The organism is Peteryoungia aggregata LMG 23059 (assembly GCF_030814435.1).
Classification (GTDB): domain Bacteria; phylum Pseudomonadota; class Alphaproteobacteria; order Rhizobiales; family Rhizobiaceae; genus Allorhizobium; species Allorhizobium aggregatum.
Map to the genome: position 1 here is coordinate 84,311 of NZ_JAUSUW010000006.1, position 14,087 is coordinate 98,397.

Here is a 14,087-nt window from a genome sequence, read left to right on the forward strand (position 1 = left end):
ATTTCCGGAGATTGCCATGGCCGTTGACATCATTCCCGTCGAAACCCTGACCGAGGAGCAGGCGACAGCCGAGCTGCAGCGTCTTGCGGCCGAGATCGCCCATCACGATGCGCTCTACCATGGCAAGGACAAGCCGGAGATCTCTGATGCGGAATACGACGCGCTGAAGCGCCGGAACGATGCGATAGAGGCGCAGTTTCCGCAACTGGTGCGGACCGACAGCCCGTCGCAGCGGGTGGGTGCCGCACCGGCGGGGATCTTTGCCCAGGTCACGCATGCCCGGCCGATGCTGTCGCTGGACAACACCTTTTCCGACGAGGACGTCCAGGACTTCGTCGCCTCCGTCTATCGCTTCCTTGGCCAGATGCCGGACAATTCGATCGCCTTTACCGCCGAGCCAAAGATCGACGGGCTTTCGATGTCTTTGCGCTACGAGAACCGGAGGCTGGTGACGGCGGCGACCCGCGGCGACGGCACGACGGGCGAAAACGTCACAGCGAACATTCTGACGATCAAGGATATCCCGACCGAGCTTCCCGGCGATGCTCCTGATGTCGTCGAGGTGCGCGGCGAAGTCTACATGGCCAAATCCGACTTCATGGCGCTCAATGCGCAGATGGAAGCAGAGGGCAAGCAGACCTATGTGAACCCGCGCAACACGGCGTCCGGCTCGCTGCGCCAGCTCGACGCGAAGGTCACGGCAAGCCGTAATCTGCGGTTCTTCGCCTATGCCTGGGGCGAGATGAGCCAGATGCCGGCCGAGACGCAGTGGGGGATGGTCAAGGTCTTCGAAGCCTGGGGCTTTCCCGTCAATCCGTTGACGCGGCGGCTTACTTCCATCGAGTCCATCCTCGACCACTACCGCGAGATCGGGTTGCAGCGGCCGGATCTGGACTATGACATCGACGGCGTCGTCTACAAGGTCGACCGGCTCGATCTCCAGGCACGCCTCGGTTTTCGCTCGCGTTCGCCGCGCTGGGCGACGGCCCACAAATTCCCGGCGGAGCAGGCCTTCACCACGGTCGAGACCATCGACATCCAGGTGGGCCGGACCGGAGCGCTGACGCCGGTGGCCCGTCTGACGCCGATCACGGTCGGAGGTGTGGTGGTCACCAATGCGACACTGCACAACGAGGACTATATCAAGGGCATCGGCAATTCCGGCGATCGGATCCGGCCTGAGGCGCACGATATCCGGATCGGCGATACGGTCATCGTCCAGCGGGCCGGCGACGTCATTCCGCAGGTACTCGATGTGGTGCTGGAGAAGCGACCGCCAACCGCCGCGCCTTATGTGTTTCCGAAGACCTGCCCGGTGTGCGGCAGTCATGCGGTCAGGGAAAAGAACGAGAAGACAGGCAAGCTCGATTCCGTCACTCGCTGCACCGGTGGTTTTGTCTGCCGGGCGCAGGCGGTCGAACACATCAAGCACTTTGTCTCGCGGAATGCCTTCGACATCGAAGGACTCGGCACTAAGCAGGTCGACTTCTTCTTCGAAAGCGATGACCCGGCTCTGATGATCCGCACTGCGCCCGATATCTTCACCCTCAAGGCGCGGCAGGATCGGTCGCTGACCAAGCTGGAAAACATCGAGGGCTTCGGGCGGGTCAGCGTGCGCAAGCTGTTCGATGCCATTGATGCGCGACGCGAGATCGCCCTCAACCGTTTCATCTTCGCGCTCGGCATCCGCCATGTGGGCGAGACGACGGCGAAACTGCTTGCCCGCTCTTATGGCAGCTATGCGGTGTTCTCTGAGGCCATGCAGACGGCCGCACCGAAGTTCGGCGAGGCCTGGAACGAGTTGAACAGCATCGAGGGCATCGGCGAAGTCGTCGCAGCGTCGATCGTCGAGTTCTTCAAGGAGCCGCGCAACCTGGAGGTCGTGCAGAGGCTCCTCGATGAAGTGAAGCCGCTGGATGCCGAGGCACCTGTCGCGAGCGATAGTCCTGTCGCCGGCAAGACCGTCGTCTTTACCGGCTCTCTGGAGCGGTTCACCCGCGACGAAGCCAAGGCCCGCGCTGAGGGGCTGGGTGCCAAGGTGGCTGGTTCAGTGTCGAAGAAGACAGACTATGTGGTGGCAGGACCCGGGGCCGGATCCAAACTCGACAAGGCTCGCGAACTCGGCGTGAACGTCATGACCGAAGACGAGTGGCTCACTCTCATTGGAGGGTGACATCACGCCGCGCTGATCGCGGCGTCGGGGATGTCGATGATCGATGGTTCGACATGGGCTGTGCGCGGCAGGTCACGCTCGTGGACCAGGCGATTGCGGCCCGATGATTTTGCGACATAAAGGGCCCGATCGGCGGCCGCGTAGACGGCCGAGAAGTCGCGGATCGGGGTGATGTCAGCGAGCCCGCCGGAGACGGTCACGGCAATCGATTGCTGGACGGAATCGACCAGACGGTTGGCCACGGTGCGCCGCAGCCTTTCGGAAAGCGCAATGACTTCGGCGAATTCCGTTTCGCGGAACAGAATGGCAAATTCCTCGCCGCCGATGCGGGCGATGAGATGCGGCGGGCCGACAACTTCTCTCAGTGTCGTGGCGACCGAGACGATCACGTCGTCACCTGCCAGATGACCGTAGCGGTCATTGATCTGCTTGAAACGGTCAATGTCGATAACGAGCAGATGGCCCCTCTCGACCTGAGACAGGTCCTCGATGAAAGCCCGCCGGTTGAGCAGGCCGGACAGCATGTCCGTACGGCTCATTTGCTGAAATTCGAGCCGGGTGCGAGCAAGATGGATCACGGCGTAGCCCATATACATCGAACTCAGCATCGTCAGGCTGAAGGATACGATCAGGGTAATGCCGCAGCCGATCGCGATATCGCGCATCAGCGGATTGAGCAGGAGACCGAAACCATGCAGCAGGATGAGAAGGCCTGCGACCATAAGACAGGCGATAATGGAAATCCGGACTGACAGGCGCGTGGCAAAGCGAAGTACGGGGTCCCAGTTGTCGAACTCCGTCAATCCAATGTCACGGATAACCCAAGCCTCAATTTGTTTCTTCAACATTCGTCCCGGCCACGTAATATGACTTGAAATGATGACTTCGAAGAACGAGCTGAAAGGATCAGCCGCCGGTCTCGCAATCGTGAGTTCTCGCCGCTCCCGCATTCAAACATCGCTTTACGTCACTGTGACGAGTGCAACTTCTGCCGTAAAGGGAACAACAAGACATATATTAGTTCTAGTCCCTTATAAATTAAGTTTCGATGAATTCAAAACCCAGGATTGCAGGGTTGCCCGTGCCAATCCGGCACGTTCACGGCTACGTGAAGAATGACGGTTTCAACCACTGCCTGTACTGTCTGGGATGTCAATGAAACAAGACCCGTCGCGCGTGACCGCTCCGGCCGCGTTGAGGAGGGCGATCACGATAGGCCATGCGGGTCTGGGGTCGCTTGATTGAGGCCACTTCAGCCTAAAGCACCAAAGGTGCGCCGCATGCGATGGCGAACAGCAACGGGCTCAGCCCGGGGCGACCATCATGCTTTCCTGGTGTGCGGACACAAGGCGCAAGGAAGGGCTTTTGTTTCCTTCGCCGAGGCTCAAGGGCGACGGCCGATGGGGCCGTCGCGCCGGTGTGTAAAAGCTCGCCGGATGGGCGGTCCCGATCAGCCCTTCGGCTTGAAACTTTTCTTCTTCGGGCCACCGGCGGCTGGACCACGGTCGTCGAACTTGCCCTTGGGCTTGCCGGCAAAGGCCGGCTTGTCGCCCTTCGGCTTGCCCGTCCACTCGGGCTTGGCCGGCTTGTCCCAGGCGTTGGACGCGCCCTTCGGCTTCTTCTTGAAAGCAGGCTTGTCGTCGCTCCAGTCGTTGCGCTTCGCCTTTGCAGCAGCTGTGTCGCCCCAGACGTCGGCATCCGTCACGGCCATGGCATCGCGCGGGCGAGCGGGAGCATCGTCCTTGCGGGCATAGGGCTTCTTGTCGCCGAAAGGCTTTTTATCGCCAAAGGGCTTCTTGTCCCCGAAAGGCTTCTTGTCGCCATAAGCCTTCTTTTCACCGAAAGGCTTGCGATCACCTTCCTCGCGCGGCGGGCGGGGGGCACGTTCCTTCGGCGGTGCGCCGAAGTCCGGCATGCCCGGCAGCTGGGCGAGCGTGATGCCGCGTTCCATCGCCTTGTTGGGGCCGAGCGCGCCGAGGAAGGTGTCGAGGGCGCTTGCGGCGATCTCGACGAAGGTTTCCTCCGGCTGCATCTTGATGGCGCCGATCTCGTTCTTGGTGATGTTGCCGTTGCGGCAGAGCATCGGGATCAGCCAGCGCGGCTCGGCATTCTGCCGACGGCCGACAGAGACGGAGAACCAGACGCTTGCGCCGAAATCGCCGCGCGGCTTGGTCGCGGAATTCGACGAGTTGGCGTAGTCAGGTTCCTTGCGGGCCTTGCCGGCTTCCAGGCTGACAGGGATCAGGTCTTCGGGTGCCGAACGCTTGCCACGCTGCAGGCGCAGGAAGGCGGCGGCCACCTGTTCGGCGCCGTGGGTCGCGATCAACGATGCGATCATCGGCGCTTCGTCTTCGGTGATGACTTCGGTCAGCGAGGGATCGCCCATCAGGCGTTCGTCGTCGCGCGCCTGAACTTCGTCGGCAGACGGCGGCAGCGCCCAGGTCGGGCGGACATTGGCACCACCGAGCAGGCGCTCGGCCTTGCGGCGGGCACTGTTCGGCACGATGAGCGCCGAGACACCCTTGTTGCCGGCGCGGCCCGTGCGGCCCGAACGGTGCAGCAGGGTTTCGGAATTGGTCGGGAGATCCGCGTGGATGACCAGCTCGAGGCCGGGCAGGTCGATGCCGCGGGCGGCAACGTCTGTTGCGATACAGACGCGGGCGCGACCATCGCGCATGGCCTGCAGCGCGTGGGTGCGTTCGTTCTGCGACAGTTCGCCAGAAAGGGCGACGACCGAGAAGCCGCGATTGTGCAGGCGGGATGTCAAATGATTGACCGCAGCGCGGGTCGAGCAAAAGACGATCGCATTGCGGGCTTCGTAGTAGCGAAGCACGTTGATGATCGCGTTTTCGCGGTCGGGGTTCGCGACGGCAAGCGCGCGGTATTCGATGTCGACGTGCTGCTTCTGCTCCGACACCGTCTCGATGCGGCGGGCGTCGCGCTGGTAGCTCTTGGCAAGATCGGCGATGGAACGCGGCACAGTTGCCGAGAACATCAGCGTGCGACGGTCTTCCGGCGATTCTTCGAGGATGAATTCGAGATCCTCGCGGAAACCGAGGTCGAGCATTTCGTCGGCTTCGTCGAGCACGACGACGCGCATCTGGGAAAGATCGAGTGCGCGGCGGGTGATGTGATCGCGCAGACGGCCGGGCGTGCCGACGATGATATGGGCACCGCGCTCCAGCGCACGGCGCTCGTTGCGGATGTCCATGCCGCCGACGCAGGAGCCGATGATGGCGCCGGTCTCGGCATAGAGCCATTCCAGTTCGCGCATGACCTGCATGGCCAGTTCGCGGGTCGGGGCAATGGCGAGCGCCAGCGGTGCGCCGGCGCGCTCGAAGCGACCGCCTTCCGGCAGCAGCGTCGGGGCCATGGCAAGGCCGAAGGCAACGGTCTTGCCGGAGCCGGTCTGGGCTGAGACGAGCGCATCGCGACCTTGAAGGTCAGGGTCGATCATCGCCTGCTGCACGGGGGTGAGGGTCTCGTACCCGCGCTTGCGCAAGGCCTCAGCGATCGCCGGGACGATGGCGTCAAAATCAGTCATGAATTGGTCTTTCGAATGTGATGGATGATGCGGGCCAAAGCACCGCGCCCGCCGATTGCGGGTATGTTGGCGCTGTTCCTACTCGCACAGACCCGGAAAGTCGAGGGGGACGCGAGGAAAAGGCGTCTTATGGTGAAGGCAAGGCGAGGCAAGCTCGCCTTGCGCCGTCACCGGCGAAGTCGTGCCATGGTGAAGGCATCAACATACTGACCGGCACGATAGGCATAGTCAGTCATGGTGCCCTCGATCTGGAAGCCGAAGCTCTGATAAAGACTGATGGCGGCCGCGTTGTCGGTATAGACGGTGAGTTCGAGGCGTCGGAGATTCAACCAGTCATCGGCCATGGCAATCGCTTCACCCAGCAAGGCACGTCCAATGCCGCGACGCGTAAAGTTGTCATGCACGCCCATGCCGATCGTGCCGGCATGGGCGCGACGGCCCTTCGCGGGCTGCAAACCGAGATCACCGACGATCGTGCCATCCAGGAATGCCACAAGGCCCGTCACCCCGCTTGCCTGCTGTTCGATGCCGCGCGTGATCTCTTCGACGCCATGATAGGGAAGGCGCATGGTTCCCCATCGGTAGCCTGGCAGATTGTGCAGCGCGGTGATCCCGGGCGCATCTGCCAGCGATCTGGCACGGATCAGGAGGCCGTTCGGCCATGGTTTGCTGGTGATTGCGGAAATGGAATTGGGCTGTGGCATTCTGGCTCTCCTTGATGTCGCGGGAGAGCGGGTTCCGGAGCCTGCTCGACCGCAGGGCAATCCGGGTATCTCGTTCGTCTGTTATCGACGCGACCTGTCCCGGACACCCACAGAAGGGGTGACCACGTGAAGGGTCATCGTGCTTGTCGCGTGTTTTCCGAACATGGGTGAAGAATGCACGGCACGGTAGAGAAGGTCAAGTTGATGTGATCGGGAGACTTGCCCGAATCCCCCTCGGACCCTATGGCTTGTGCCATGTCCAGTCCCGACTTTTCCGGCAAGACGATCGCCATCGACTTCGAGACCGCCACCGAGGCGCGGGCGAGCGCCTGTTCGATCGGCCTGGCCTTCATCGAGGACGGGCGGGTCGTGCGTGTCGAGGAGCGGCTGATCCGGCCGCCGGAGAACCGCTATTCGCCCTTCAACTCCGCCATTCACGGCATTCGCCCCGAGCACACGCGGCATGCGCCGGATTTTGCCGAAGTGATGGCGGAGTTCGTGCCGGATTTCGAGGGGGCGCGGATGATCGCCCACAACGCATCCTTCGATTTTTCCGTCCTCAGGGCGTGTTTCGACCTGTGCGGACTGGAGTATCCGAAGGTGTCGTATCTCTGTAGCGTCAAGCTCGCGCAGCGCCACTGGCCAGATCTCGGTTCGCATCGGCTCAACGTTCTGGCCGCCCATCTGGGCTTGAGGTTTTCCCACCACAATGCGGCCGAAGATGCGCGCATCTGTGCGGAGGCCTGCCTTGCCATGGCGCGCGAGGCGGAGGTGCCCGATCCTTTCGAACTGGCGCTGAAGCTCGGCCTGAATGTTGGCCGTCTTGATCGTCGCGGCTACGAGCCATGTTCATTCGCCCGCAAGCCGAAACGCGCGGCGGCCTTGCAAGCGTGAGGCGTGACCTTATCTTTGGGGGGCAGTTCACAAGGGAGTGAAGACCATGTCCTTCAATCGTATTCTCGCCGCAACCGCGCTCGCACTGGCCACCGTGGTGCCCGCCTCGGCAGAGGTCGTCGGCAAGGTGGGCGTCGACTGGGTCGGCAACGACATCATTGTCGAGGCGATGACTGACCCTGATGTGAAGGGCATAACCTGCCACGTCACCTATTTCGATCGTTCTTTGATCGATCGCCTGTCGAAGGGCAACTGGTTCGAGGATCCCTCCAACAATTCGATTGCCTGCCGCCAAACCGGTCAGATCGAGATCGGCGACATCGACCTGTCGGAGGAGGGCGAAGAGGTCTTTCGCGAGGGGCTGTCGATCATCTGGAAGTCGCTGGTGGTCAACCGAATCTACGACAAGGAGAATGATACGCTGATCTATCTCGCGCATTCTCGGCAGGTCGTCGAGGGGTCGGCAAAGATGGCGATATCCACGGTTCCGCTGTTCAACCAGACCGTTGTCTGGACGGCAGGAAAGCCCCAATGAAACAACCAGTTTAGGGTGTATCGCCAGTTCTGCCGGTTTCTGTGACCGCTGTCACTTTCAAGGCTCGACACGATTGGACAATCTTGGCGTGTCGGTAGAGCGTCACCCCCAATTTCGCAACCGGCACGGAGAGGAACCTGTTCATCTCTCCAGCCGAAGACGCCCCGGAACCTCGCGGTTCCAGGGCGTTTTCGAGTGGGCGATCGATTACTTCACGTAGACGATTTTTCCGCCATTTGCGGCAGTCTCGACCTCAATGACATTGCTCACTTCAATGCTCTGCTCCTTCAGCGCCTGCATCACGGCGGGATCGGCATTGATCGCTGCCTGCGCTTCTACCAGCGCGCTCTGGTTATTGGCGAGTTGCTCAAGGCGCGTGTGCTGCTGGCGGTCCTGATCGTTGTTGAGGCTGTCGAGGCGGACAATATTCACGCCCTCGGTTGCCATGGTGGTGGAGCCGGTGGTCGTGGTCTGATCGACCATGGGATCGGCAGTCTGTGCCAGTGCTACGCCCGAGAGGGACGTGATGGACAGTGCACCGGCGAGCGCGAGCTTTACAGCGGAATTCATGATGTTTCTCCTTGGTTTCTTTGCAGAAACTTCCACTTCGTCGGAAGTTGCAGGGGAAACGTGCCGGGCCATCGGCTGTTCCCGCCTGGGAGAAATTAGTTTTAAAATGCAATGGAATTCGTGGCGCACAAAACGCAAAAACACGCCGTCTGGCGGTTGCCGACAGCGTTCCATCTGTGTGCTGGCGAAACGGGCCCCGCAGAGGCGGGGCCGCTCCTGGGAAGAGCTTGGCTCAGGCTGCCTGAGCGAGTTCGTCTGCGATGACCGTGTCGAGGTTGAGGAAGCAAACCATCGACTTCTCAAGTGCCACGATGCCGCGGCAGAAGGCGCGCTGGGCCTCGGGGATGATTTCCGGTGCCGGTTGCAAGTCCTCGCTCTTGATCGTCATCATGTCGGAGACCTGTTCGACCAGCAGGCCGACCAGCTTGCCGGCGATGTCGGTCACGATGATTGCGGCACGTTCCGATGGTTCGGTCATTTTCATGCCGAGACGGCAGGCCATATCGATGACCGGGATGACGGCGCCGCGAAGGTTGATCAGGCCAAGGACATATGGCGGTGTGTGCGGCATTGGGGTCACCGGTGCCCAGCCGCGGATTTCGCGGATGGCCATGATGTCGATGCAGAATTCCTGGTCGCCGAGATGGAAGGAAACGATTTCCAGGTAGGCACCCGACTGCTTGATGGCATTACTCATGATCAGAACTCTTCCCAGTGTTCTTTCGCTTCGGCAGCGCTGGCGGTTGCCGAAGCCGTTCGGTTGGACGATCCCGCGACCCTGTCCATCAGTATCCGCGCGGGAGACGGTTTCTGAGGGGAGACGGCTTTGGCCGGCTCCGGCTTCTGAACATGAGCAGTGTCAGCCAAGGTCACCTTGAACTGTCCGACGAGGCGCGCGAGATTTTCCGCGTCACCCGCCAGCGTGTGGCTTGCCGCATTGGTCTGCTCCACCATCGCGGCATTCTGTTGCGTGACTTGATCCATCTGTCCGACGGCCGAATTGATCTCGCTCAGTCCAATCGATTGTTCTCTCGCGCTGGTAACGATTGCCTTAACGTGCTCGTTAATTCGCAAAACATCTTCGCCGATCCGGTGCAGAGCCTCACCTGTGGCGGTTACCAGCTCAACCCCCGTGCGAACTTCGTCGCTTGAACGACCGACGAGTGTCTTGATGTCCCGTGCCGCCTCGGCGGCCCGTCCGGCCAGGGCCCGGACTTCCTGGGCAACCACGGCGAAACCTTTGCCCGCGTCACCCGCACGCGCCGCCTCGACGCCGGCATTGAGCGCCAGGAGGTTGGTCTGGAATGCAATCTCGTCGATGACGTTGATGATCTTTCCGATTTCGCCTGTCGCGCCTTCGATTCGTTCCATTGCCGACATGGCGTCGCTGACAACGGTTCCCGATTTCTCGGCATAGACCTTGGCATTGTCGACCATATGGCTGGCTTCTTCGGCCCGGTCGGTTGCCGTGCGGACCGTTTCCGTGATTTCGGAAAGTGCGGCGGATGTTTCTTCCAGCGAGGCCGCCTGCTGCTCCGTCCGCCGTGCGAGATCGTCCGCTGCTGAGCGCATTTGGAGACCGTTCGCATGGATCGAGCTGCTGTTGGTGGCAATCTCGCTCATCACCCGCTTCAGGTTGCCGGAGACCTCGTTGAAGTCGTTGCGCAGCCTCTCGAGATCCGGTGGGAAGGGGCTGGTGATGGCTGCGCAGAGGTCGCCTTCCGAAAGTCGCTTGAGACCCTCGCCGAGGGCATCGACCGCGATCTTGAGGGCGCGGGTGTCTGATTCCATGGCCGCCGTGCGGCTTTCCCGCTCGGCTTCGTTCTGCTCGCGCTGCGTCTTGCTGGCATGTTCCAGATCCCGTTTCTCGATCGCCGCCTTGCGGAAGATGTCGGCCGAGCGGGCCATGCCGCCGATCTCGTCACGTCTGTCGGTTCCGCCAACATGCGAATCGTAGTCGCCATCGATAATCTGCTGCATGCCATTGCGGACGATGCGGATGCCGTTGGCAATCGAGTTGCCGTGGATGAACTGCAGCGCGACGACCGTGATGAAGGCAAGGCTACCCAAGCCAAGCTGGAAGGTCAGCGCCTGGTCGCTTCGGTTGGTGGCCTCGCTGACGTAGTCTTCCACGAGATTGCCGCCCAGAGCGGAGAGATTGTTCAGAACCCCCGCCAGTCGCTCGCCCGCTCCGTCGATCGCGTCATCGATCGCGGCATAGTCCGCCTCGGGTGCATTCGTCTCGACCATTCGCTTCAGATCAACCTGGATTGCCTGGACGACGATCTTGAGGTCGGTCTCGTAGCTTGCGACCTCCCCGGGAATGCCCGCTTCGTTCGCGACGTCCTTGAGGATCGGGATGCCGTCATTGAGGAGGGTGGCCGCCGCGTTCATGATATCGACGCGTTCAGGCTGGATCTGGCCTTCCATGCGGTCGATGATTGTGTCCATGGCCGCAAGAACCATGTTGGCGTTGGCGAGCCGCATCTCATTGATCCGCTCGACTTCGTCCTTGATTTCGATCGACTCCTGGATCGCGGTCGAGATCTGCGCATTCTGGTACCAGCCGACTGTCAGCATCGAACCGATGCCGATCACCGCAGCCGCGCCGAGCGTCATCAGTCGCTGCTTGACCGACAGGTCCTTACCCGTGATGAAATTGAACATTGGTGTCCCCAGCCTCGATCCCGGTGGCCCATGCACACCGGTGGCATGTCATGCGAAGCCGGGAAGGGGGTTCCCGTGGACGATCATGTCCGTCTGACCTTTCGGTCATCACGCAAACGCAGAATCTCTAATATTAGTTAATCTAAAACTAATCAGGGCGCCATGCGGCCGTGTTCTCTTCTTCAGATCATGTGTTTGCCGTGATTGCGCGGCGATAAAGGTGCCAGGTGGCATGGCCTGCGAGGGGCAGGACGACGAGCAACCCCAGGAAGAAGGGAACCAGCGCGAGAATCGCCATGCCCGCGACGATCACGCCAAAGGTTAGCATCGGTCGCGGATTTTCGATGACGGTGCGCATGCTCGTCAGCATTGCGGTGACGAAATCGACGTCGTGATCCAGAAGCAGCGGCATCGAGATGACGGTGGCCGTGAACAGGATGATGGCGAGAACGGCGCCCACGACTGTGCCGACGGCAAGAAAGAGAAGACCGGCAGGCGTGGTCAGCACCACGTTCGCGAAGGCCTCCAGGGTGGCGGGAATGCGGAAGCCGAGGAACAGCGCCATCAGCAGCCTTACCTGGTAGATCCAGATCCAGAAGATGAACAGGACAACGAAGGCCATCCAGGAGAGTTGCCGTTCGCGCTGGCGGAACACCTCTCCCAGCACCGCCTTCCAGGCGATCGGTTCTCCCAGCCGGTGCCGGCGACTGATCTCGTAGAGCCCGACGGCGACGAAGGGGCCGATCAGCGGGAAGCCGATTGCCACGGGAATGATCATCCAGGGCAGGTGGTAGTAGGTCAGCATGACCGCAATAAAGAGGCCGCCGAGTGCATAGATCGCGCCGAAGAAGAGGCCGAATCCGGGATAGGTGCGGAAATCACGCCAGCCGTCGGCGAACGCGGCCCGAACATCCTCCATGCGCAACGGGTTGATCTGAAGTTTCGGCAGTGATCCGCGTTCGAGTGCCTGCTGTTCCATTGATCCCTCCCAAGACGTCTGGCTGCTACGGCAATCTGTCAGCAAAAGCGCATTGCGTTCCTTGATAACAGTCAAATCTCTCTATTGCCGATCAAAATCTCGCGTTTCATCCTCTGCAAACTGCGCTAGGATCGCAAGATGATCGAAGTCGTGCGCTTACAACGATGGCTGCCCTATGCCGCCCTGTTTCTCGCAGGGACGCTTTTCAGCGTCGCGGTCTTTCTTGGATGGATGCGCTTCGGCGGTGCGATCTTCCTGTCGCTGATCGAGTCCGGGCTCGCCTACTGCTTCTGAAGCTCCCCACAGACGTGACAAATCGGCGCTCATTCGCGGTTTTACGCCGAGTTGAATTGCCTTTCGAGGATCAGGGGCTTATCGGCGTTCACATGGATTTTGCATTCAGGGATTTGCGCTCATGAAAACGGTCAGGGTCATCTTGTGGGCGGCGGTCGTCGTCATGGCGGGCGTTCTGGGCTGGCTGACCTATCAGGTCACACAGTCCGGAGAGCAGATGGCGGAGGCGCCGTTTGGTGTGCCCTTCCAACTGGTTGATCAGGATGGAAAGCCGGTGACCGAGGCCGCGTTCCGGGGCAAGCCGACGGCGCTCTTCTTCGGCTTCACCCATTGCCCTGAGGTCTGCCCGACGACGCTCTTCGAGCTCGACGGCTGGATGAAGCAGGTGGATCCGGATGCGAAGGGGCTTCAGGCCTATTTCGTGACTGTTGATCCCGAGCGCGACACGCCTGAGATCCTCGGTCGTTACATTTCGAATGTCACGGATCGGGTGATCGGGATTGCGGGCGAGCCTGCGAAGGTCGCCGAGGTCGTCAAGGGCTTCAGGGTCTATGCCAAGAAGATCCCGCTGGATGAGAGCCAGCCAGATGGCGACTACACGATGGATCACACGGCCTCGATCTTCCTGCTGGATGCCGATGGGCGCTTCAAGGGCACGATTGCCTATGGCGAGAATCCGGAGACGGCGATCAAGAAGCTCGAAAACCTGATGAAGGGCTAATGTCGGGGTTCGGACGGAGGAGGTTGCCACGGCGGCAATAGCGTTGTACCGCAACGCCTGACCGACAAGCCCCTTCCAGACATCCCCTTCGAGGAAGACAGACCGTGAGCGAAATTCGCTTTTATGTGACCACGACCGAAAAGAATGCCAACCGGATCCTCGATCTGATGAGCTTCGCTTTCGGCGAGGAGGATTTCGCGATTGCGACAACCGAAGTCGACGAAAAATCGGACATATGGGAGGCCTCGATCTATCTGATGATGGACGAGGAAGAAGAAGTCCTGCCGCGCGTGCAAGAGTTGCTCGCCGAAGAGTTCCCGGACCTTCCCGTCCAGCGCGAGGTGATCCCGGATGTCGACTGGATCGCCAAGTCGCTAGAAGGCCTCAAGCCTGTGCGTGCCGGTCGTTTCCTGGTGCATGGTTCGCACGACCGCGACAAGGTGCAGCCGCATGACGTCGCAATCGAGATCGATGCGGGCCAGGCTTTCGGGACCGGCCATCACGGCACGACGGCGGGTTGTCTGGAAGTGATCGAAAGGGTTGTCAGGGCCCGCAAGGTCCGCAATGCCCTCGACCTCGGCACGGGCAGCGGCGTTCTTGCCATTGCTGTTCGCAAACTGCTTCCGGTACCGGTGCTGGCCACGGATATCGATCCGATCGCTGTTCGCGTCGCCCGCGAAAATGCCCGTCGCAACCAGATCGTAGACGGCATCGATTTTCGGACAGCGCCCGGCTTTCATTCGACTGCCTTCCGCGAACACGGTCCCTTCGATCTGATCATTGCCAATATCCTGGCGCGGCCATTGATCAAGATGGCGCCGCAACTCGTGACGCATCTGGCGGCAAACGGGTCGGTGATCCTGTCCGGCATTCTGGCTGAACAGCGCTGGAAGGTGATTGCGGCCTATAGCGGCGAGGGGCTCTCGCATGTCAGGACGATCTGGCGCAATGGTTGGGTGACCATACACTTCACGCAAGGTCAGGGCTGAAACGTAACGTCAGTTGT

General features: G+C 60.9%; 13 protein-coding genes. 6 read left to right on the forward strand and 7 right to left on the reverse strand.

The window, feature by feature from the left end; genetic code table 11:
* Window positions 1-16: 16 nt before the first annotated feature.
* Window positions 17-2,173 (forward strand): NAD-dependent DNA ligase LigA, encoded by a 2,157-nt coding sequence (gene ligA, locus J2045_RS11635; RefSeq protein WP_307372929.1) that lies wholly within the window; start codon window positions 17-19, stop codon window positions 2,171-2,173.
* Between the two features lie 2 nt (window positions 2,174-2,175).
* Here ligA and J2045_RS11640 read toward each other — a convergent pair whose 3' ends face one another.
* The 3 genes from J2045_RS11640 to J2045_RS11650 all read right to left on the reverse strand — a co-directional run bounded on the left by J2045_RS11640 (window position 2,176) and on the right by J2045_RS11650 (window position 6,421).
* Window positions 2,176-2,976: a GGDEF domain-containing protein gene (locus J2045_RS11640; protein WP_307372930.1), complete on the reverse strand. Its 801-nt coding sequence runs from the start codon at window positions 2,974-2,976 to the stop codon at window positions 2,176-2,178.
* 647 nt (window positions 2,977-3,623) lie between these two features.
* Window positions 3,624-5,717, reverse strand: a complete 2,094-nt coding sequence (locus J2045_RS11645) for a DEAD/DEAH box helicase (RefSeq protein ID WP_307372931.1) — start codon at window positions 5,715-5,717, stop codon at window positions 3,624-3,626.
* 167 nt (window positions 5,718-5,884) lie between these two features.
* Window positions 5,885-6,421 carry a GNAT family N-acetyltransferase gene (locus J2045_RS11650; protein WP_307372933.1) on the reverse strand — a complete coding sequence of 179 codons (537 nt, stop codon included), beginning with the start codon at window positions 6,419-6,421 and terminating at the stop codon, window positions 5,885-5,887.
* A 255-nt stretch (window positions 6,422-6,676) separates the two neighbouring features.
* Between J2045_RS11650 and J2045_RS11655 the strand changes: the two genes are divergently transcribed.
* Window positions 6,677-7,315, forward strand: a complete 639-nt coding sequence (locus J2045_RS11655; RefSeq protein ID WP_307372934.1) for a 3'-5' exonuclease — start codon at window positions 6,677-6,679, stop codon at window positions 7,313-7,315.
* A gap of 46 nt (window positions 7,316-7,361) precedes the next feature.
* Window positions 7,362-7,850, forward strand: a complete 489-nt coding sequence (locus J2045_RS11660) for a CreA family protein (protein ID WP_307372935.1) — start codon at window positions 7,362-7,364, stop codon at window positions 7,848-7,850.
* 207 nt (window positions 7,851-8,057) lie between these two features.
* On the opposite strand, the gene J2045_RS11665 is transcribed toward J2045_RS11660, so the two are convergent.
* The 4 genes from J2045_RS11665 to J2045_RS11680 form a co-directional block, all read right to left on the reverse strand.
* Window positions 8,058-8,420: a hypothetical protein gene (locus tag J2045_RS11665; RefSeq protein ID WP_307372937.1), complete on the reverse strand. Its 363-nt coding sequence runs from the start codon at window positions 8,418-8,420 to the stop codon at window positions 8,058-8,060.
* A gap of 232 nt (window positions 8,421-8,652) precedes the next feature.
* Complete coding sequence (locus J2045_RS11670) at window positions 8,653-9,117, reverse strand: chemotaxis protein CheW (RefSeq protein ID WP_006725961.1); 465 nt, start codon at window positions 9,115-9,117, stop codon at window positions 8,653-8,655.
* Window positions 9,118-9,119: 2 nt separating this feature from the next.
* Window positions 9,120-11,087, reverse strand: a complete 1,968-nt coding sequence (locus tag J2045_RS11675; RefSeq protein WP_307372939.1) for a methyl-accepting chemotaxis protein — start codon at window positions 11,085-11,087, stop codon at window positions 9,120-9,122.
* Between the two features lie 187 nt (window positions 11,088-11,274).
* The gene (locus J2045_RS11680) at window positions 11,275-12,066 is read right to left on the reverse strand and encodes a DUF2189 domain-containing protein (RefSeq protein WP_307372941.1); all 792 of its coding nucleotides are present in this window, start codon (window positions 12,064-12,066) and stop codon (window positions 11,275-11,277) included.
* Between the two features lie 138 nt (window positions 12,067-12,204).
* Here J2045_RS11680 and J2045_RS11685 point away from each other — a divergent pair, with 138 nt between their 5' ends.
* From J2045_RS11685 to J2045_RS11695, 3 genes are all read left to right on the forward strand, one after another.
* Window positions 12,205-12,360: a hypothetical protein gene (locus tag J2045_RS11685; protein ID WP_307372942.1), complete on the forward strand. Its 156-nt coding sequence runs from the start codon at window positions 12,205-12,207 to the stop codon at window positions 12,358-12,360.
* A gap of 121 nt (window positions 12,361-12,481) precedes the next feature.
* Complete coding sequence (locus J2045_RS11690; protein WP_307372943.1) at window positions 12,482-13,081, forward strand: SCO family protein; 600 nt, start codon at window positions 12,482-12,484, stop codon at window positions 13,079-13,081.
* A 104-nt stretch (window positions 13,082-13,185) separates the two neighbouring features.
* Window positions 13,186-14,070 carry a 50S ribosomal protein L11 methyltransferase gene (locus tag J2045_RS11695; protein ID WP_307372944.1) on the forward strand — a complete coding sequence of 295 codons (885 nt, stop codon included), beginning with the start codon at window positions 13,186-13,188 and terminating at the stop codon, window positions 14,068-14,070.
* The last annotated feature ends 17 nt before the right edge of the window (window positions 14,071-14,087 follow it).

Coding starts and splice junctions, on each gene's coding strand:
- J2045_RS11650 (WP_307372933.1), bottom strand. CDS start 6,421: ATGCCACAGCCCAATTCCATTTCCGCAATCACCAGCAAACCATGGCCG.
- J2045_RS11680 (WP_307372941.1), bottom strand. CDS start 12,066: ATGGAACAGCAGGCACTCGAACGCGGATCACTGCCGAAACTTCAGATC.
- J2045_RS11665 (WP_307372937.1), bottom strand. CDS start 8,420: ATGAATTCCGCTGTAAAGCTCGCGCTCGCCGGTGCACTGTCCATCACG.
- ligA (WP_307372929.1), top strand. CDS start 17: ATGGCCGTTGACATCATTCCCGTCGAAACCCTGACCGAGGAGCAGGCG.
- J2045_RS11675 (WP_307372939.1), bottom strand. CDS start 11,087: ATGTTCAATTTCATCACGGGTAAGGACCTGTCGGTCAAGCAGCGACTG.
- J2045_RS11655 (WP_307372934.1), top strand. CDS start 6,677: ATGTCCAGTCCCGACTTTTCCGGCAAGACGATCGCCATCGACTTCGAG.
- J2045_RS11670 (WP_006725961.1), bottom strand. CDS start 9,117: ATGAGTAATGCCATCAAGCAGTCGGGTGCCTACCTGGAAATCGTTTCC.
- J2045_RS11685 (WP_307372942.1), top strand. CDS start 12,205: ATGATCGAAGTCGTGCGCTTACAACGATGGCTGCCCTATGCCGCCCTG.
- J2045_RS11645 (WP_307372931.1), bottom strand. CDS start 5,717: ATGACTGATTTTGACGCCATCGTCCCGGCGATCGCTGAGGCCTTGCGC.
- J2045_RS11690 (WP_307372943.1), top strand. CDS start 12,482: ATGAAAACGGTCAGGGTCATCTTGTGGGCGGCGGTCGTCGTCATGGCG.
- J2045_RS11660 (WP_307372935.1), top strand. CDS start 7,362: ATGTCCTTCAATCGTATTCTCGCCGCAACCGCGCTCGCACTGGCCACC.